The sequence below is a fragment of the Rahnella sp. GSA61A genome (assembly GCF_019969905.1).
Lineage (GTDB): Bacteria > Pseudomonadota > Gammaproteobacteria > Enterobacterales > Enterobacteriaceae > Rahnella > Rahnella aceris.
In genome coordinates, this window is record NZ_JAHXYO010000009.1 from 161,869 (window position 1) to 181,871 (window position 20,003).

Below are 20,003 nucleotides of genomic sequence, written 5' to 3' on the forward strand. Positions count from 1 at the left end.
TCAGAAAGCAATAACATCAGCCGCGGAAGGGCCATGTGTTACGCTGCGGTAAGTGGTGAACTCCACCTTCTGACCGGCACTCAGAGATTTATTCCCTGTATTGGCGATGGAAGTACGCTGAACATAAATTTCAGAAGAACCATCAAGCGGGCAAATAAAACCGTAGCCTTTAGCCTGATTATACCATTTAACTAAACCCATTTTTAACATCATAATTTCTATCCTTTCTTTTGGGCATCCATGAACACACTTTTTTATTATTGTTCGGATGCGTTTGCCCATTGCTAAGTTATTTTTTTATAAAAAACCTCTAATGAGCGAATTAGTTTTAACGACTACTTTTACAACTTTCATGACGTCTTATAAACGCCGTATTTACCTTTTCAGGTATGTAAAACCCGCCATCCGGCGGGTTTTACTCTGCTGACATGATTAGCGATTAACGTTGTTTCATATCATCACGTTTGTCTCTTATCAGAGTGCAATAACGTTAGCAGCAGCAGGACCACGCGGGCTATCCTGAATGGTGTATTCTACACGCTGGCCTTCGGCCAGAGTTTTGAAACCATCGGTTGCGATTGCAGAGAAATGTACGAATACATCCTTACCGCCATCAGCCTGCTCAATAAAACCAAAACCTTTGCTTTCATTGAACCACTTAACCTGACCATTTTTCTTCGACATATTTAAAACCTTTTACAAAATATAAAATCCTGCCATTCGGCAATACTAGCCAATAGTTCAGACAATTACTTATGGGGAGGACTTAGAAGGTTCGTCTTGGAAGCGGAATCATCGGGAAAGAGATAACGTCTGGGAGGAACTGCTTTACTCTACACTCATACATAAATAGCGCTGCAACACAGGCTGCAAGCATTTACTCATAAGTGCAGAGCAATAGCAAGTCACGTTGCGCAATTATTCTGACGTTAAACATTAACGGTGAATATTAGTCTTTAAAATCAGGGAGATTGAAACTTTAGATTTACGTAAATTTTTATCAGAGGCGCGAAAACGGTCTGTTTTTGCTGTATCAATGCATCTTTTGCAAAATAAGCTCAGCTATTCTTTGGAGCAGTTTCTCAGCCTGGTCACCCTCGATTTTGGCGTCAACCGGTAAATACCACCAGTCTGGCTGAGCAAAAGAACGACATTTTACTGCATCCTTTTCAGTCATCAGAAGGACCTGTCCTGGTGCCTTCACAGCTGACAGTTGTCCGGAGGTGTAAGCCTGATGATCCGAAAAAGCGACTTCCTTTTGTACATTTATCCCTAGCTGTTTCAACGTGGAAAAGAAACGCGGTGGATGCCCGATGCCGGCAATCGCAACCACATTTTTCAATGCAGAAGCATCACACTGTTCACCTGTGACCAAATTTATCGCTTTGCCAGGTTGCAAGAACATCGCTAACTCACCAGGACGGGCTGTGCCCCCATTGGTAATAACCGCATCCACTGAACGCAAACGAGATTCTCTTTCACGCATAGGTCCTGCAGGTAACCAGTGACCATTACCAAAACGGCGGACTCCGTCGATCACAACAATTTCGATATCACGCTGAAGTGCATAATGCTGTAATCCGTCATCCGTGATGATAACGTCTAACTCATTTCCATCAAGTAATGCTTTCACCGCATCAGAGCGAACCGGAGACACCGCAACCGGTGCCCCGGTTCTCTGAAATATTAGCACTGGCTCATCACCTGCCTGCGTGGTGGGCGTCGCCTCCGTCAGCAATAAGGGATAGTGCTCAGCCCTGCCACCATAACCGCGCGAAACGACTCCAACACGAAAACCATGCTGCTGGAGTGTTTCAACCAGCCAGATCACCACCGGCGTTTTACCATTACCTCCGGCAGTCAGATTTCCGACCACCACGACAGGCACCGAAGCCCGCCAGCTTTTTTTAAGCCCCGTTTTATAGCTGTAACGGATCAAAGTTGAAACTAACCCGTACAACCATGAAAGAGGCAGGAGTAACAGATATAGCGGTGATTTCCCTGACCAGATGCGCTCAATCATTGGCCAAACTGCATCCGGTACAGCTGTGAGTAAACACCACGCTCTTCGAGCAGGCTCGTATGTGAACCACGTTCCACCACGCAACCATCTTCAATGACCAGAATCTCATCGGCCTTTTCAATAGTGGATAAACGGTGTGCGATCACCAGGGATGTGCGGTTTTTCTGTAGTTCGTCGAGTGCAGCCTGAATAGCACGCTCAGATTCAGTATCAAGGGCAGATGTCGCTTCATCAAGGATCAGAACCGGCGAGTCACGCAGCAAGGCACGCGCAATTGCGATACGCTGACGCTGGCCACCAGAGAGCAGAACGCCATTTTCACCAATGACCGTATCCAGCCCTTGATCCATTTTGCTGATAAAGTCCATCGCGTAAGCCATCGTCGCCGCTTTTTCGATTTCTTCGCGGGAGTACATATCCGTACGGGCGTAAGCGATGTTATTGGCAATGGTATCATTGAACAGGTGGACGTTCTGAGAAACGAGTGCCACCTGATCACGTAATGACGACAGGGTATATTCCCGCAGATCATGACCATCCATCAGGATTTTACCTTCCTGAATATCATAGAAACGGGTCAGCAAATTCGCGATAGTCGATTTACCGGAACCTGAGCGGCCAACCAGTGCAACGGTTTTACCTTCCGGCAGGTTAAAGGAAATATCACGCAAAGCAGGAATATCGCGCCCCGGATAAGTGAAGGTCACGTTTTTGAATTCGACATTTCCGTTAACGCGTTTGACTTCCAGTTTCCCTTCGTCTTTTTCCTGTTCCATATCCAGGATTGAGAACAGCGTCTGACAAGCGGCCATACCGCGCTGGAACTGGGAGTTCACGTTAGTCAGGGACTTCAGCGGACGCATCAGGGCAATCATAGAAGAGAACACAACGGTGATAGTACCCGCGCTGAGCGTTTCCATCACGGACGGGAAGCTTGCCGCATACAACACGAATGCCAATGCCAGAGAGGCGATCAACTGAATAATCGGGTCTGAAATTGAAGAAGCGGAAACCATACGCATACCCTGCTGGCGCATACGGTTACTCACTTTATCAAAACGCGCGGTTTCAACTTTCTGGCCACCGAAGATCAACACTTCTTTATGACCTTTGAGCATCTGTTCCGCGCTGGTCGTCACCTGTCCCATGGTGTTTTGCATTGTTTTACTGATATTACGGAAGCGCTTAGACACCACACGGATAACAACAGAAACAATCGGCGCAATCACCAACAGGATTACAGAAAGCTGCCAGCTGTAATAGAACATCATGACAAACAGACCAATGATTGACGCACCTTCACGTACGACGGTCACGAGCGCACTGGATGATGAAGACGCCACCTGCTCGGAATCATAGGTGATACGGGAAAGTAAAGTACCGGTAGATTGCTGGTCAAAGAATGCTACGGGCATTCTCATCATGTGACCAAACAGACGACGACGCATATGCATCACCACTTTGCCCGAAACCCATGAAATGCAGTAACTCGAAATGTAGCCACTGACCCCACGCACAACCATCAGACCGATAACGACCAATGGCATCCAGAGTAGGATCGAGCGGTCAGCTTTACCAAAACCGTCATCTAACAGAGGCTTCAGCAAAGACAGCATGAAAGTATCACTGGCGGCGTTTGCGACCAGCGCAATAGCCGCAGCGATCAGCCCGGCTTTAAAAGGTGTGATCATCGGCCAAAGGCGACGAAATGTCTGCCATGTGGAGAGATCTTTATCGTTCATCATGCAATATCAACCAGCATCGAAAGAAATAGCGGTCTATTCTACTCATTATCTGTAGATACTCCAAACTGGCGGTGATACCAACGGGGGATTAATTGCTCACGTAAGCCTTTAATTGTCCAATAATCATCAAAAACGAAGAGGCTGAGTTGACCCGATTCAGACGTTGAATGCCAGTCATAGTGCGCTTTGTTGTATCTGCTAACAACTTTATGTGCCGGCAGATGCCATTTATTAAAACGGGATGCGGACGCCAGTGCGATAACCGGCTTAACTGCCCGCAAAAATGGAGGTGTCGATGACGTATTGCTGCCATGATGAGGAACCTGAAGTACAGTGGCTTGCAGTTCGCTCCGCCACTTCCTGACTAACGCTTTTTCTGTTTCAGTTTCAATATCTCCGGTCAGGAGCAAACTGAATGAACCGTCATCAATGCGGATAACGCAGCTGTCGTTATTCCCTGCATCCTCTGACATTTTATCCGGCCACAAAACGTTAAAATCCAGCCCCTGCCAGCGCCATTGCTCGCCTGCTATGCATTTCAGATGATGCTGATCCGACAAAGCACTTTCACGAACGCTGGCGGCAGGATAACGGTTTTGTAACGGGGCCAAACCGCCCCGGTGATCCATGTCATTATGACTGATAATTATCTGTTCCAGCTGAATATTCTTCCAATTTAAATAAGGGATAATATTTTGTTCAGCGGCTGAGCCCCCTTCCCAACGGTTGCCGGTATCATAAAGAATGCCCCGGCCGTTTTTGCTGATAAGAACAGACAAGCCATGTCCGATATCAAGCATATCAACCCGCCAGCGCTCCGATGGATTTCTGTTCAGCCAGACAGAAGAGATCGCAAAAAGAGACAGCAACAGTGAAAGACAATATCTCAACGGGCAAATCCGCCAGCACAGAAGCACCAGCCATCCCATCAGGCTCACGGCCAGAAATGACTCACCCAATGGGATCCAACCGCCCGGTAATGCTTTTACCCCCCACAAAGCCAATCTCAATGTGGCATCCGCCAGTTGCCAAAGCAGAGCTTGTGCGTTATCCATCAATGCGCAGGGCGCGACGTTCGTCAACAAGGCCAGTAATACCAGCGGGACTGTGATCAATGAAACAACCGGAACTGCCCACATATTGGCCGGAAACGAGAAGACGTTTACGCCGTGGAAAATCCAGACCTGTAAGGGCAACAGAAGAAGTGTCATTCCCACCTGCAGATGCCCCCAGCGAAACAATGCCCAATACCATGCCTGCTGAAACATTGCAGGAAGAGGCACCCACTGGAACCAGAAAACCAGAGCCCCCACCGCGAAGCATGACAACCAGAAGCTGTCGGACAATAAATTCATAGGGTCGACCAGCAGAAGCATAGCCACCACCCAAAGCCATATCTGGCACGGATGACAGCGGACACGGAACAGACGCAGCAGGATCCACATCAACACCGCAAACGTTGCACGCAGCGCAGGTGCATTGCCTCCGGAAAGCCAGGTATAGAACAGCAGAAAAACGCCGCTCACGAATAACGGAAAGCGGTAGTCAATCAGTTTTACCGGCAGCAGATACTGCAATCCACGCGCCAGCCACCATCCAAATAACGCCGCAATTCCGATATGTAGGCCTGATATCGCCACCAGATGCGCGATGCCAGTCTGTTGTAACATTAGCTTGTCTGCAGCCTGTATTAATCCTTTTTCGCCAAAAGCCAGTGCAATCAGTACGGGCGTATTTTCCATCGGTGGCATCTTCTGCTGCAACCGCTGAATAAATTGCTGACGAAGCGAACTTCTGGCATCTAATAGCTGCCTGTTACGGACAGTTGCTGTCAGAGGTGCATGCTGAGCCAACGCCCAACGCTGGGCATCAAATCCGCCTTCATTCAGCAAGCTGTGGACGGGCCGCATACTGACGATCATATCCCAGCGCTGGCCCGCTAACAGTTCTCCCTCTGTCTTGTCCCATTTAGTGCGGAACATGACCGGCGGGAAAATTATTTTTCCTTCTGCTTTTTCTATTTTGAAGAGTACAGAAGATGTACTGGTGCTCCCGAGATTAATACTCTCTACCACGGCGATAACATGACGCTTTGTGCCCTGAAGCGCTGAAATCTGATCGAGCTGAATACCGCCCTGAAACGAGGCCCAACTGAAACTCAGCAGGCCGATCGCTATCAGGCTGAATATTTTGTGATGAAATCTGAAGCAGCATGAGGCGCAAAGACACAGCGTGACCAGATGAATAGCCGAAGGAAGTTGGGAAAAAATAAGCAGTGGCAACATCCCTGCAATAACCGCTAAAGCAGCCTCGTCCAGTGAAATTTTGATGTTTTACTCCCTTCACGTTCATCAGACATGTTTTCGTGCCGGAGTATGATTTTCATGCAAAGAAGGAGCAACCAGGAAAGCAAAACGCTGCGTGACGTTACGCAAAAATTTTATGATCGCAACTGAAAGAGGGGGGGAACTTATTCGTCATAAAGCAAAAAAAAACGGCACCCCGAGAGGTGCCGCTTTACGTTCGCTATAGGCAGACATTTACGTTCAGGCGAAAGCCTCAGCCGTAAATATTCGCGCGATCACGCAACTCTTTCCCTGGCTTAAAGTGAGGAACGTACTTGCCGTCCAGCTCGACTTTATCGCCAGTTTTAGGGTTGCGCCCAACACGCGGAGCACGGTAGTGAAGAGAAAAACTGCCAAACCCACGGATTTCGATGCGTTCACCATCAGCCAAGGTTGCAGCCATATGCTCAAGCATCTCTTTCACTGCATCCTCAACAGCTTTCGCCGGGATATGAGAGTGCTGGCCAGCAAGTCTTTCAATAAGTTCAGACTTGGTCATAGTACCTCCAAGCTTTGCAGCTAAACTACCGTTTCGGGGCGACTGAGCCGCCCCCCGTCATTACTCGCCTTTTGCCGCTTTGAACGCTTCAGCCATAGCACTAGAGAAGTTGCTTTCGTCTGGTTTGTTGTTAACAACAGCGATTGCATCTTTCTCGTCAGCTTCGTCCTTAGCACGGACGGACAGGCTTACTACGCGGTTCTTACGATCAACACCGGTGAATTTAGCTTCTACTTCATCACCAACGCTCAGAACCAGAGTTGCGTCTTCAATACGGTCGCGAGAAGCTTCTGAAGCGCGCAGGTAACCTTCTACGCCGCCAGCTAATTCAACTGTAGCACCTTTGGCGTCAACTGCTGTAACTTTACCAGTAACAATAGTACCTTTCTTGTTAACAGACAGGTAGTTATTGAATGGATCTTCAGCCAGTTGCTTCACGCCCAGGGAGATACGTTCACGTTCTGCATCAACTTGCAGAACCACAGCTGCGATTTCGTCGCCTTTTTTGTATTCACGTACTGCTTCTTCGCCTGCAACGTTCCAGGAGATGTCAGACAGGTGAACCAGGCCGTCGATGCCGCCGTCCAGACCAATGAAGATACCGAAGTCAGTGATTGACTTGATTTTACCTTCAACGCGGTCGTTCTTGTTGTGGGTTTCTGCGAATTGCTGCCATGGGTTGTTTTTGCATTGTTTCAGGCCCAGGGAGATACGACGACGTTCTTCGTCGATATCCAGAACCATAACTTCAACAACATCGCCCACGTTAACAACTTTAGATGGGTGGATGTTTTTATTAGTCCAATCCATTTCAGAAACGTGAACCAGACCTTCAACGCCTTCTTCGATTTCTACGAAGCAGCCGTAATCAGTCAGGTTGGTAACGCGACCAGTCAGTTTAGTACCTTCTGGGTAACGTTTAGCGATAGCGACCCAAGGATCTTCGCCCAGTTGTTTCAGACCCAGTGATACACGGGTACGCTCACGGTCAAATTTAAGAACTTTAACAGTGATTTCATCGCCAACATTAACGATTTCGCTTGGGTGTTTAACACGTTTCCAAGCCATGTCAGTGATGTGCAGCAGGCCGTCAACGCCGCCCAGATCAACGAATGCACCGTAGTCAGTGAGGTTCTTAACGATACCTTTAACTTCCATGCCTTCCTGCAGGTTTTCCAGCAGTTGATCGCGCTCTGCGCTGTTCTCAGACTCAATTACTGCACGACGGGAAACAACAACGTTGTTGCGTTTCTGGTCCAGTTTGATGACTTTGAACTCAAGATCTTTGCCTTCGAGATGCAGCGTGTCGCGAACAGGACGAACGTCTACCAGTGAGCCTGGCAGGAACGCACGAATACCGTTCAGCTCAACAGTGAAACCGCCTTTAACTTTACCGTTGATAACACCGGTAACAGTTGCAGATTCTTCGTAAGCTTTTTCCAGCGTGATCCAAGCTTCATGACGTTTAGCTTTTTCACGGGACAGCAGAGTTTCACCGAAGCCGTCTTCAACAGCGTCCAGCGCAACATCAACTTCGTCGCCAACCTGGATTTCCAGTTCGCCCTGTGCGTTTTTGAATTGTTCTGCCGGGATTGCAGACTCAGATTTCAGACCGGCGTCAACCAGTACGATATCTTTGTCGATAGACACAACAACACCACGAACGATGGAACCAGGACGGGTTTCGATTGTTTTTAAGGATTCTTCAAAGAGTTGAGCAAAAGATTCAGTCATGTTGATAATCTTTAGGTTCTTAAGTTTAACGTCCATCTGGCTTCCTGCTGGATGGGGTTGTTTCAAATGCCCCGCTACAGATCCTTGCGGCGAGGTTAAAAAAAACTATAGCCAAAACTGGCACTGAATATTCTTCAGCACCAGAGTGAGGCTCGATTACCGGGTTTGTTTTTGCGGCAATCCTAGAATTTCTGTGGCATAAGCCAGTGCTTTTTCGATGACTTCGTCGATGGACATGCTGGTTGAATCCAGCAACAACGCATCGGAAGCAGCCACTAGAGGCGCGACGGGCCTGTTACGATCACGGTCATCGCGCTCTTTGATCTCGGCTAAAAGCCGTTCAAAGTTAACACTAAAGCCTTTTTCCTGCAACTGTAGCATTCTTCTGTTTGCACGTTCTTCCGAACTGGCATCCAGAAATATCTTCACCGGTGCATCAGGGAAAACCACCGTCCCCATGTCACGACCATCCGCAATCAGGCCCGGTGCATCACGGAATGCGCGCTGCCGGCGCAATAATGCTTCACGAACGCGGGGAAATGCCGCCGCCTGAGACGCAGTATTGCCTACCGTTTCGGTGCGGATTTCATGGGTAACATCCTCACCTTCTAAAATAACGTGCAACTGCCCATCCTGAGCCACAAAACGAACGTCGAGATGTGCGGCAAGCGGAACTAGCGCCTCTTCTGAGACAATATCAACCTGGTGATGCAAAGCCGCCAGCGCCAAAACGCGGTAAATCGCGCCGGAATCCAACAGATGCCAGTTAAAGGCTTCGGCCAACGCTTTACACAACGTACCTTTACCTGCACCACTTGGCCCATCAACGGTGATTACCGGGGCTAAAGCCGTCATTTTTGTCTCCTTTCGGTGGGGTATGCCCGCTTCATTAGCCTCACAGGACTAATTCAGGAGCGGCATTATACGCTGCCTTCACTGCAACTGTTACCCCACATTTTTCAGTTGGCTAAAAAGCGGACGGTTCTGAGCCTGAAAACAAAAAAACGGACATCAGGGATGTCCGTTCATACACGGGCAACCAAGTGAAAAACTATGCCAGTGTGCTGATTGCCGCCAGACGGTCAAAATAGTCCGGGAACGTTTTTGCGGTACACTTCGGATCAAGAATGGTCACCGGCGTATCGGATAACGCCACCAGCGAGAAACACATCGCCATGCGGTGATCATTATAGGTGCCAATTTCGGCAAATTTCAGCGATTGAGGCGGATCAATACGAATGTAATCTTCGCCCTCTTCCACTGTTGCACCGACTTTACGCAGCTCAGTCGCCATCGCCGTCAGGCGATCGGTCTCTTTAACACGCCAGTTGTAAATATTACGCAACGTTGTCGGGCCTTCAGCAAACAAGGCAGCGGTAGCAATGGTCATTGCTGCATCAGGAATATGGTTCATGTCCATGTCAATGCCGTTCAGTTCACCGCGGGTACATTCGATATAATCATCAGCCCAGTGAATAGTAGCACCCATTTTTTCCAGCACGTCTGCAAAACGAATATCGCCCTGCATGCTGTTTTTGCCGATTCCGGTCACACGAACCGTACCGCCCTTGATCGCCGCAGCGGCCAGGAAGTAGGACGCTGAAGAGGCATCACCTTCGACCAGATATGCCCCCGGAGACACATAATGCTGACGTCCTTGGATGCTAAATCTCTGGTACTCGTGGTTTTCCACTTCAATACCAAAGGTTTTCATCAGGTTCAGCGTGATATCGATATAAGGTTTGGAAACCAGATCACCTTTAATCTGAATGGTTGTATCGTTATCTGCCAGCGGAGCTGTCATCAATAACGCTGTCAGAAACTGGCTGGAAACACTGCCATCAACACTGACGTCACCGCCACTAAATCCACCCTGCAGGCGCAAAGGCGGATAGTTTTCCTGCTCCAGATAATCAATCTGCGCACCGCCCTGACGAAGCGCATCAACCAGATGCCCGATCGGGCGCTCTTTCATGCGCGGCTCTCCGGTCAGTACAACATCCTGTTCGCCCAGGCATAATGCTGCCGCCAGCGGACGCATTGCGGTTCCTGCATTCCCAAGAAACAGTTCCAGACCTTTAGCATTGGAAAAAGCCGTGCCCAGACCATCGATTTCACACTCGGTGCGGGATGCAGATAAACGATGCGTGACACCCAGTTGAGTGAGTGCTGTCAACATATGACGCACATCATCGCTGTCGAGCAGGTTAGTCAGGCGGGTAGTACCCTGTGCAAAAGCAGCCAGTAAAAGTGCGCGGTTAGAAACACTTTTTGAGCCAGGTAAATTGATGCTGCCGTTAACCAGCGCAACGGGTTGTAATGTCAGGGATTCCACTCTTTCTCCAATTCTTCTTTTCATAAAATGACCCCGGACATTGAGCCGGGGTCATTTTTAAGGCTTCTCAATGAAGCATTCTGCGAGCCTGAAAGCCAGCACACTTAACCGTGACGTTTTTCGAACTCCGCCATAAAGTCGGTCAGGGCTTTTACGCCTTCAATCGGCATTGCATTATAAATAGATGCGCGCATACCGCCAGCCACGCGGTGGCCTTTTAGTGCATGCAGACCGGCTTCCTGTGCCTGATCAAGGAACAGTTTATCCAGCGAGGCATCTGCCATCTGGAAAGGAACGTTCATCCACGAACGGTTAGCCGCCACCACAGGGTTACGATAGAAGCCGGTGCGATCGATTGCGCCATACAAAAGTTCGGCTTTTGCACGATTGCGCTTTTCCATTTCGCGCAGACCGCCCTGCTCTTTCAGCCACTTGAATACCATACCTGACAGATACCATGCAAAGGTCGGCGGGGTATTGAACATAGAGTCGTTCTCAGCCAGCACGGTATAATCGAGGATAGAAGGCAATTCAGTGCGCGCTTTGCCCAGCAAATCATCACGAACGATAACCAGGGTCAGACCCGCAGGACCGATATTTTTCTGCGCGCCAGCATAAATCACCCCAAAACGGCTGACGTCAATCGGACGGGAAAGAATGCAGGATGAATAATCTGCTACCACGATTTTGTCGCCAAAATCAGGCATTTCATCAATAGCGATTCCATCGATAGTTTCATTTGGGCAATAATGAACGTAGGCAGAATCTGCACTCAGTTTCCATTCGCTCATCGGCAGAATGCCACGCTTACCATCAATCGTAGTGGTGACATCAATCACGTTTGGCGTGCAATATTTTTGGGCTTCTTTAACTGCGCTGTGTGCCCAATAGCCACCATCAATATAATCAGCGGAGGATTTTTCACCCAAAAGGTTCATTGGCACAGCGGCAAATTGCGCACGGGCGCCGCCATGGCAGAACAGCACTTTATAGTTCGAGGGAATATTGAGCAGGTCACGGATATCCTTTTCGGATTCTTCAGCAACCTGGATAAATTCCTTACTACGGTGACTGATTTCCATCACCGATGTACCCAGTCCGTGCCAGTTACAAAGTTCCTGTTCCGCACGACGCAATACTTCAGCCGGGATCATTGCCGGACCTGCACTAAAATTATAAACCTGAGTCATTTCCCCTCACCACTTCTCTGAGACAGTCACATAGTAGTCACTAATTTAACGGTTTTATCATCCGAGACAAGCAGTCTGCAACGGTTATTGATGACGACCTGATAAACAGCGATGAGATGTTGATCACAAGGTTCATTCCTCCTTTTAACCCTGATTTTTCGGAATAATATGTGTAAGCACCGTCAAATTTCACACGGTATAACAGCGTGTTCAAACTCAAGCCTTTGACTTCACACAGCGATTACATTCTTAACACGAATACATGGAGCTAATGTGCAAAACCCCGTATCATTGCACGTTTTTAGCACGCTCAAAAGTGAACTCAATGACCCAAACTTTTATTCCTGGTAAAGACGCGGCGCTGGAAGACTCCATTTCCCGCTTCCAACAAAAACTCACCGATCTCGGCTTTAATATCGAAGAAGCTTCGTGGCTGAATCCGGTTCCCCACGTCTGGTCAGTGCACATTCGCGATCGCGACTGCCCGCTGTGCTTCACCAACGGTAAAGGCGCCAGCAAGAAAGCCGCACTGGCATCTGCTTTGGGTGAATATTTTGAGCGCCTGTCGACTAACTATTTCTTCGCTGATTTCTATCTGGGCAAGGAAATCGCTAATGGTGATTTCGTTCATTATCCGAATGAGAAGTGGTTCCCGCTTCCGGAAGACGACAGTCTGCCCGCCGGGATCCTGGATGAGCGCCTGCACGCATTTTATGATGCCGATAAAGAACTGGTTGCCCGTGATCTGATCGACCTGCAATCAGGCAATCCTGATCGTGGTATCTGCGCTCTGCCATTTACCCGTCAGTCCGATCTGCAAACCGTCTATATTCCGATGAACATCATCGGCAACTTGTACGTTTCCAACGGGATGTCCGCGGGTAACACCGCCAATGAAGCGCGGGTTCAGGGGCTGTCAGAAGTCTTCGAGCGTTATGTCAAAAACCGCATCATTGCAGAATCCATCAGTCTGCCCGAAATCCCTGTTGAGGTTCTGGCACGCTATCCTGGGGTGGTTGAAGCCATCGCCAAACTGGAAGAAGAAGGTTTCCCTATTCTTTCTTATGACGCCTCGCTGGGCGGCAATTATCCGGTCATTTGCGTGGTTCTGTTCAACCCGGCGAATGGCACTTGTTTCGCGTCCTTTGGTGCACACCCTGATTTTGGCGTCGCACTGGAACGTACCGTGACGGAACTGTTGCAAGGCCGCAGCCTGAAAGACCTGGATGTATTCACTGCGCCTACTTTTGACGACGAAGAAGTGGCTGAACACGCTAACCTTGAAACCCATTTCATCGACTCAAGCGGTCTGATTTCATGGGATATGTTCAAACAAGACGCAGACTATCCGTTTGCAGACTGGAGTTTCAGCGGTACCACTGAAGAAGAATTTGCGACACTGATGGCTATCTTTGATAAAGAAGATGCTGAAGTGTATATCGCCGATTACGAACATCTGGATGTATACGCCTGCCGCATTATCGTTCCGGGCATGTCTGACATTTATCCTGCCGAAGATTTATTGCTGGCGAATAACAGCATGGGCGCGCATTTGCGTGATCAACTGCTGGCGTTGCCGGGCAGCGATCTGCCAAAAGAAACCTATCTTGAGATGATCACTCAACTCGACGATGAAGGTCTGGATGACTTTACCCGCGTTCGCGAACTGCTGGGGATCGCCAGCGGCAAAGACAACGGCTGGTACACGCTGCGTGTCGGTGAGCTGAAATCTATGCTGGCTCTTGCCGGTGGTGATTTGGATCAGGCGCTGACCTGGGCTGAATGGGCGCATGAGTTCAATTCCTCGGTGTACAGCGATGAGCGCAACAACTATTACCGTTGCCTGCAAACCCTGCTCCAGTTGTCTCTGGAAGAAGATCGCGAGCCAGCCCAGTACTACAACGCTTTCGTGAAAATGTATGGTCAGAAAGCAGTTGAGGATGCTTCGGCGGCCATCAGTGGAGAAGTCCGTTTCCACAGTCTGTTTGCAGTCGACCCTGAGCTGAAGGCCTTGCCAGCCCATCAGGCGCTGCTTGGTGCATACGAAAAGCTGCAAGTCGCCAAACGTCGTCACTGGTCGAAAGCCTGATTCACTGACACTTTGAAGCGATTAAAACCGACGGGATTTCCTGTCGGTTTTTTTGTTTATAAATTCGCTATCAGTTCACTATAAATCCTAAGCTTCTGCTGCTGTATTTGTCCGCAAAAGTTTGACTCGACCATCAAAATGACGTGTAATTCCGCGCGAAATAATACCCGCTTGTCATTTTTGCGAGAAAAATATAGCAATTATTTTATAAGTTAATTGAAAGTGAAATTTATAAAATCAAAATAACGATATTTATTAACACTGAATCCTTTGTATTAACTGAAATCTGAAAATAAACGCTTGCTTTCTCAACTTTATTTGCAAAAATTAAAATCTTTTTATTCGTTTATTTTCAATTAATTACCCATAAAACCACCCCTTTGGCAGTCCATTAAAAACCACCAAAAACCCCCTCATATGATCCACGTCAATTTTTACGTTATACTGCTTTGCTAGTATCTCGTTGCGCAGTGCATAGCCCTGAATAAGAGAGTTAATGTGAAAGCTGACAACCCCTTCGATCTCATTTTACCCGCCGCGACAGCGAAAATTGCTGAAGATGCTGGCGTTTATAAAGCCACCAAACAGCCGTTAAAAACATTCTTTTTAGCCATTACTGCTGGCGTCTTTATTTCTATTGCTTTTGCTTTTTATATCACCGCCACTACAGGCACCGGTACCGTCCCTTATGGCCTTGCAAAACTGGTTGGAGGCATCTGCTTCTCTCTGGGTCTTATGCTGGTTGTCGTATGTGGTGCGGACCTGTTCACGTCCACTGTACTTATCGTCATTGCGAAAGCCAGCGGTCGAATCACCTGGGGGCAATTGGCGTGCAACTGGGTCAATGTCTATATTGGTAACCTGGTCGGCTGCTTATTCTTTGTGGCTCTGATTTGGTTCTCCGGTGAATACATGGTTGATAACGGTTTGTGGGGACTGAACGTTCTGCAAACTGCTGATCATAAAATGCATCACACATTTATCGAAGCCGTATGTCTGGGGATCCTCGCAAACCTGATGGTTTGCCTGGCGGTATGGATGAGTTACTCCGGCCGCAGTCTGATGGATAAAATGTTCGCTATGATTTTACCGGTCGGCATGTTCGTCGCCAGCGGCTTTGAACACAGCATTGCTAACATGTTCATGATCCCTTTAGGCATCGTAGTGAAAAATTTTGCGACACCAGAATTCTGGCAGGCTGTCGGGGCAACACCGGCACAATTCGCAGAGCTTAATATCCCTAACTTTATCATAGACAATCTCATCCCTGTGACCATCGGTAACATCATTGGGGGTGGTTTGCTGGTAGGGTTAACGTACTGGGTCATATATCTTCGCGATGAGAAACACCACTGAAACAATGTGGCAGTCTTGTTACGACAGTTTTACACGTGATTTTTAAAGAAATCCAAATTAGAAGGTAGGTGCAAAATGTCCAAGCTCAATGAAAAATTGACCAACGCATGGCAGGGTTTTAGTGCTGGTGAATGGCAGAATGGCGTAAACGTCCGTGATTTCATTCAGAAGAACTACACACCGTATGAAGGTGATGAGTCCTTCCTGGCTGGCGCTACCCAAGCGACAACCACCCTGTGGGATAAAGTAATGGATGGTATCAAACTGGAGAACCGTACTAAGGCTCCAGTAGATTTCGATACCGACGTTGCCTCTACCATCACCTCTCACGATGCCGGCTACATCAACAAATCATTGGAAACCATCGTTGGTCTGCAAACTGACGCGCCATTGAAACGTGCCCTGATCCCTTTCGGCGGCATCAAAATGGTGGAAGGTTCATGTAAAGTTTACGGTCGTGAACTGGATCCGGCACTGAAAAAAGTCTTCACTGATTACCGCAAAACCCACAACCAGGGTGTTTTCGATGTTTACACTAAAGACATCCTGAACTGCCGCAAATCTGGTGTGCTGACCGGTCTGCCAGATGCCTATGGTCGTGGCCGTATCATCGGTGACTACCGTCGCGTCGCGCTGTATGGTATCGACTTCCTGATGGCCGACAAATACGCACAATTCCAGTCTCTGCAAGACGACCTGGAAAATGGCGTAAACCTGGAAATGACCATCCAGTTGCGTGAAGAAATCTCAGAACAACACCGTGCTCTGGGTCAGATTAAAGAAATGGCTGCTAAATATGGCTGCGATATCTCTGGTCCTGCAACAACTGCACAAGAAGCTGTTCAGTGGACTTACTTCGGTTACCTGGCTGCCGTTAAATCTCAGAACGGTGCTGCGATGTCCTTTGGCCGCGTCTCTACTTTCCTTGACGTGTACATCGAACGTGATATCAAAGCAGGCAAACTGAACGAAGAACAAGCTCAGGAACTGATTGACCACCTGGTTATGAAACTGCGTATGGTGCGTTTCCTGCGTACCCCTGAATATGATGAATTGTTCTCCGGTGACCCAATCTGGGCGACAGAATCCCTGGCTGGTATGGGTGTTGATGGTCGTACTCTGGTTACCAAAAACAGCTTCCGCTTCCTGAATACCCTGTACACCATGGGACCTTCACCAGAGCCAAATATGACCATTCTGTGGTCAGAAAAGCTGCCAATGAACTTCAAAAAGTACGCAGCGAAAGTGTCTATCGATACCTCATCTGTACAGTATGAGAACGATGATCTGATGCGTCCTGATTTCAACAACGATGACTATGCTATCGCTTGTTGTGTGAGCCCAATGGTTGTGGGTAAACAAATGCAGTTCTTCGGCGCTCGTGCAAACCTGGCGAAAACCATGTTGTACGCAATCAACGGCGGCGTTGATGAAAAAATGAAAATCCAGGTTGGTCCTAAAGAAGCACCAATGATGGATGAAGTGCTGACCTTTGATAAAGTCATGGATCGCATGGATCACTTCATGGACTGGTTGGCTAAACAGTACGTGACTGCGCTGAACATCATTCACTACATGCATGACAAATACAGCTACGAAGCATCGCTGATGGCTCTGCATGACCGCGATGTTTATCGCACCATGGCATGTGGTATCGCAGGTTTGTCAGTTGCTGCTGACTCCCTGTCTGCTATCAAATATGCAAAAGTTAGCACCATCCGTGACGAAGACGGCCTGGCTGTAGACTTCAAAATTGAAGGTGAGTATCCACAGTTCGGTAACAACGATTCTCGCGTAGATGACATCGCTTGTGACCTGGTAGAACGTTTCATGAAGAAAATTCAGAAACTGCGTACCTACCGTGGCGCTGTAGCAACTCAGTCTGTTCTGACCATCACCTCTAACGTGGTTTATGGTAAGAAAACAGGTAACACTCCAGATGGTCGTCGTGCTGGTGCTCCGTTTGGCCCGGGTGCTAACCCAATGCACGGTCGTGACCAGAAAGGTGCGGTTGCCTCTCTGACCTCCGTTGCTAAACTGCCGTTTGCTTACGCGAAAGATGGTATTTCTTATACCTTCTCTATCGTGCCAAATGCGCTGGGTAAAGACGATGATGTGCGTAAAGCCAACCTTGCGGGTCTGATGGATGGTTACTTCCACCACGAAGCGTCCATCGAAGGTGGTCAACACCTGAACGTGAACGTCATGAACCGTGAAATGCTGTTAGATGCGATGGAACATCCTGAAAACTATCCTCAGCTGACCATTCGTGTTTCTGGCTACGCAGTGCGTTTCAACTCACTGACTAAAGAACAGCAACAAGACGTTATTACCCGTACTTTCACCAAGTCCCTGTAATAATTCAACCTTGTAATCTGGTCTGATAAAAAAGGCTCCACAATGTGGAGCCTTTGTTTCATCCCTCCCTGCCCGCACTGTCTGTACGACAGTCTGTTTTGCCAGAGCGCTATACGTTGTGGACTTCTGGCAAAGCAGTACCGCCATTGCTGACAATCAACCTTATTGATTGTCTGGTATCATAAACCTGTGGTTTCCAGTTTATCTCTGCCAGGCCAGCATCCGCACATGTAGACTGCTATTTATTGGTCACTATGGAGAATAACCCGCAATGTCAGTTCAAGGTGACATAATTTAGGGTTTATTTAATTGAAATATAAGGATTTATTTCAAACTACGTCCACATATTGACCATTTCGAGATTTAACGACAAAAAAGCCCCGCATTTTAATTTGCGGGGCTTTTCTGTTTCTACGATTACATGAGGAAGGTTTGTTGACCGTGTGAGGTGGGATGAGGCAACACCGCATTGATATGACCCGGCTTCATAATTGAGCCGTCGAATGACTCCATCGTCTTAAAGGTATGTCCGCAGTTGATGTTCTGGCACTGATTGTATCGCTCTTTGGTGTTCTCACTCAGGTAACGGCTGGAACGGGTATGCGCCGCATGTTTGCAAATTGGACAATGGAACATGATCATCACCTCAATGAATCGCTTTAATATGCAGCAATTCTAGCCACTAAATACATATAAAACAACGAGTTAATCAGATAATTCATTCTTCCTCTTCGCTCTCATACTCCACCTGTGAAAGCCTTACCTCGAGGTCTAGGGAAGTCGTGTAGCCACTATTGCTGAGTGAGTGAACCACCTTAGTGATAATCCATGACTGGTCGTCTATGACGCGCTTAAACCCTTTAACCTGCACCGGCGTTTCGGGGTATAAATCCGCGCGCCCCATAGCCAGATTAATGGAGAATTCGGCCACCCCACGTTGCAACTTATCCCACTTCGCCGCCGCTGCGCGCATGGCCTGCGCTTTACTGGCGTAGGTGGTTGTCAGTGCAAACACGTTATCCGCTTCGCCTGCCATATATTCACCCTCTTTTTCCTCCGGCGTGGCCGCTGATTTTTTGACGGCGGCTGGTTTGGCCTTCGGATGTTGCAGAGCGCGCAGTTGTTTAAACTTGGGCTTTCGCTGGATTTTGACCTTTTGCTTTTTCGGCTTAGGGTCTTTGGTGTGTAACCATTTGGCCGTTACGCCGGTGTAAGCGCCCCGGTCAGCAATGGCAAACTGATGCCGGTCACCGTCTGCACGTTCAATCGTCATGGTCGGTATGGGCTTGCCGCTGGCGGTAGTGCCGCTTCCAGCTTTCAGAAAAAGTAACTTACCGGCTTTCACCGAAACGTCAGCCCCGTTGCGCGTGGCCAGACGGGTCAAAAACTTGGCGTCAGATTCCTGAGACTGATCAATGTGCGGAATACTGATGGCGTTTAACTGCGTGGCTACGCTGGCCGTCAGCTTATTGCGCGCGGCGATCTGCTCCACCACCTGACCGAGCGTAGTGTCGTGGTAAGACATTTCACGCCGTGAGTTCAGGGTGCCGCGAAAGTCAGCACTGCGCGCCCGGATAGTCATCGGCTTGTCCACCGCCCACATATGCGCCTCGGCCATCGTGTCAGCCAGCACCTGCGCGGTGCGAGTGTAGCTCTCAAACTGGAAAAGCGGGTCATCAGAACAGGTGCGGTTACCCCAAAAGCGGAAGCCGTCTTTGCGTACCAGCGTCGTGATACCGGCCTCATTGAGCAGGTCAGCATCAGTACCCGCTGCCTGCAAATCCCAAAACACCGAAGCGCTGATGCCGGTCACGCCATTAACGCCAACGTTTGACAGGGTTTTATGCCAGCCGGTGTCTTGGTCGATTTTAGCGCGCAGACCTAACGCGCGCGCCGTGGCGTAAGCGGTAGAGCTGGCGTTTGCCGTGGTGTCCCAAGAAATAAAATCAGGCCAGATAAGCATCAGTTCACGCTGGCTGAAATTGTCACGGTACTTAATGGCATCAGAGAGCGTTTTGCATTCCCACGCGCTGATATAACCGAAAGCGCGCAGCGACTGGCAGACCGTGGCCAGCGCCGTGGCCACTTCCTGAGAGTCCAGACCCGGCACACCCAAGATGCGCGGTTTGACGCCAGTGTCCGCCTCGGCAGTGAGCAGGGCTTTCAGGCCGGTATATTTACCGTCGGCACCGGCACCGCCGAGGATATTAGAGAGGGTCTCGGCGGCGGCGGCTTCCGCATCTTCGTTTTCTGATTCCGCCACGCGCACCACGACGGTGACCGGTTTTGGTATTCACGGTATACGACATCACTTACCGCAATGCCATCA

The 20,003-nt window shown here is 48.8% G+C and carries 14 protein-coding genes and 2 pseudogenes; 3 read left to right on the forward strand and 13 right to left on the reverse strand.

The features are described 5' to 3' along the window. The 10 genes from LC431_RS13695 to serC form a co-directional block, all read right to left on the reverse strand. The gene (locus LC431_RS13695) at positions 1-213 is read right to left on the reverse strand and encodes a cold-shock protein (protein WP_013574840.1); all 213 of its coding nucleotides are present in this window, start codon (positions 211-213) and stop codon (positions 1-3) included. A gap of 261 nt (positions 214-474) precedes the next feature. Then, the gene (locus tag LC431_RS13700) at positions 475-684 is read right to left on the reverse strand and encodes a cold shock domain-containing protein (RefSeq protein WP_013574839.1); all 210 of its coding nucleotides are present in this window, start codon (positions 682-684) and stop codon (positions 475-477) included. Positions 685-1,033: 349 nt separating this feature from the next. Further along, a complete protein-coding gene (lpxK, locus tag LC431_RS13705; RefSeq protein WP_217244256.1) occupies positions 1,034-2,023 on the reverse strand; it encodes a tetraacyldisaccharide 4'-kinase in 990 nt (329 codons plus the stop codon). Beyond that, positions 2,020-3,768 (reverse strand): lipid A ABC transporter ATP-binding protein/permease MsbA, encoded by a 1,749-nt coding sequence (gene msbA, locus LC431_RS13710; RefSeq protein WP_037036021.1) that lies wholly within the window; start codon positions 3,766-3,768, stop codon positions 2,020-2,022. The genes lpxK and msbA overlap by 4 nt, the downstream gene beginning before the upstream one ends. Before the next feature lie 38 nt (positions 3,769-3,806). Further along, on the reverse strand, positions 3,807-6,086 hold the full coding sequence (locus tag LC431_RS13715) for a ComEC family protein (RefSeq protein WP_255611216.1): 2,280 nt from the start codon (positions 6,084-6,086) through the stop codon (positions 3,807-3,809). A 241-nt stretch (positions 6,087-6,327) separates the two neighbouring features. Continuing rightward, positions 6,328-6,612, reverse strand: a complete 285-nt coding sequence (ihfB, locus tag LC431_RS13720) for an integration host factor subunit beta (protein WP_013574835.1) — start codon at positions 6,610-6,612, stop codon at positions 6,328-6,330. A 60-nt stretch (positions 6,613-6,672) separates the two neighbouring features. Further along, entirely contained in the window at positions 6,673-8,346 is a 1,674-nt protein-coding gene (rpsA, locus tag LC431_RS13725; RefSeq protein ID WP_015689619.1) for a 30S ribosomal protein S1, read from the reverse strand. Between the two features lie 156 nt (positions 8,347-8,502). Beyond that, entirely contained in the window at positions 8,503-9,201 is a 699-nt protein-coding gene (gene cmk, locus LC431_RS13730; RefSeq protein WP_013574833.1) for a (d)CMP kinase, read from the reverse strand. A gap of 196 nt (positions 9,202-9,397) precedes the next feature. Next, positions 9,398-10,681 carry a 3-phosphoshikimate 1-carboxyvinyltransferase gene (gene aroA / locus LC431_RS13735; RefSeq protein ID WP_037036023.1) on the reverse strand — a complete coding sequence of 428 codons (1,284 nt, stop codon included), beginning with the start codon at positions 10,679-10,681 and terminating at the stop codon, positions 9,398-9,400. A gap of 104 nt (positions 10,682-10,785) precedes the next feature. Beyond that, positions 10,786-11,871 carry a 3-phosphoserine/phosphohydroxythreonine transaminase gene (serC, locus tag LC431_RS13740; RefSeq protein ID WP_037036024.1) on the reverse strand — a complete coding sequence of 362 codons (1,086 nt, stop codon included), beginning with the start codon at positions 11,869-11,871 and terminating at the stop codon, positions 10,786-10,788. Between the two features lie 325 nt (positions 11,872-12,196). On the opposite strand from serC, the gene ycaO reads away from it, so the two are divergent. From ycaO to pflB, 3 genes are all read left to right on the forward strand, one after another. Continuing rightward, positions 12,197-13,960 carry a 30S ribosomal protein S12 methylthiotransferase accessory factor YcaO gene (ycaO, locus tag LC431_RS13745; RefSeq protein ID WP_112197640.1) on the forward strand — a complete coding sequence of 588 codons (1,764 nt, stop codon included), beginning with the start codon at positions 12,197-12,199 and terminating at the stop codon, positions 13,958-13,960. A gap of 498 nt (positions 13,961-14,458) precedes the next feature. Next, on the forward strand, positions 14,459-15,316 hold the full coding sequence (focA, locus tag LC431_RS13750; RefSeq protein ID WP_013574829.1) for a formate transporter FocA: 858 nt from the start codon (positions 14,459-14,461) through the stop codon (positions 15,314-15,316). A gap of 75 nt (positions 15,317-15,391) precedes the next feature. Beyond that, positions 15,392-17,674, forward strand: coding sequence for a formate C-acetyltransferase (gene pflB, locus LC431_RS13755; RefSeq protein ID WP_013574828.1), 2,283 nt, complete (start codon positions 15,392-15,394; stop codon positions 17,672-17,674). A gap of 417 nt (positions 17,675-18,091) precedes the next feature. On the opposite strand, the gene LC431_RS13760 is transcribed toward pflB, so the two are convergent. The 3 genes and pseudogenes from LC431_RS13760 to LC431_RS13770 form a co-directional block, all read right to left on the reverse strand. After that, positions 18,092-18,310 carry a DNA-binding transcriptional regulator gene (locus LC431_RS13760; RefSeq protein ID WP_015689616.1) on the reverse strand — a complete coding sequence of 73 codons (219 nt, stop codon included), beginning with the start codon at positions 18,308-18,310 and terminating at the stop codon, positions 18,092-18,094. Positions 18,311-18,392: 82 nt separating this feature from the next. Beyond that, positions 18,393-19,256: pseudogene (locus LC431_RS13765) on the reverse strand (contractile injection system protein, VgrG/Pvc8 family); the annotation flags it as partial. Positions 19,257-19,367: 111 nt separating this feature from the next. After that, positions 19,368-19,946: pseudogene (locus LC431_RS13770) on the reverse strand (phage tail sheath subtilisin-like domain-containing protein); the annotation flags it as partial. Positions 19,947-20,003: the final 57 nt, after the last annotated feature.

Excerpts from the sequence above, each read along its gene's own strand:
- LC431_RS13695 (WP_013574840.1), bottom strand. The coding sequence starts at position 213 with ATGATGTTAAAAATGGGTTTAGTTAAATGGTATAATCAGGCTAAAGGC.
- ycaO (WP_112197640.1), top strand. The coding sequence starts at position 12,197 with ATGACCCAAACTTTTATTCCTGGTAAAGACGCGGCGCTGGAAGACTCC.
- ihfB (WP_013574835.1), bottom strand. The coding sequence starts at position 6,612 with ATGACCAAGTCTGAACTTATTGAAAGACTTGCTGGCCAGCACTCTCAT.
- LC431_RS13700 (WP_013574839.1), bottom strand. The coding sequence starts at position 684 with ATGTCGAAGAAAAATGGTCAGGTTAAGTGGTTCAATGAAAGCAAAGGT.
- LC431_RS13760 (WP_015689616.1), bottom strand. The coding sequence starts at position 18,310 with ATGTTCCATTGTCCAATTTGCAAACATGCGGCGCATACCCGTTCCAGC.
- pflB (WP_013574828.1), top strand. The coding sequence starts at position 15,392 with ATGTCCAAGCTCAATGAAAAATTGACCAACGCATGGCAGGGTTTTAGT.
- lpxK (WP_217244256.1), bottom strand. The coding sequence starts at position 2,023 with ATGATTGAGCGCATCTGGTCAGGGAAATCACCGCTATATCTGTTACTC.
- serC (WP_037036024.1), bottom strand. The coding sequence starts at position 11,871 with ATGACTCAGGTTTATAATTTTAGTGCAGGTCCGGCAATGATCCCGGCT.
- cmk (WP_013574833.1), bottom strand. The coding sequence starts at position 9,201 with ATGACGGCTTTAGCCCCGGTAATCACCGTTGATGGGCCAAGTGGTGCA.
- msbA (WP_037036021.1), bottom strand. The coding sequence starts at position 3,768 with ATGATGAACGATAAAGATCTCTCCACATGGCAGACATTTCGTCGCCTT.
- rpsA (WP_015689619.1), bottom strand. The coding sequence starts at position 8,346 with ATGACTGAATCTTTTGCTCAACTCTTTGAAGAATCCTTAAAAACAATC.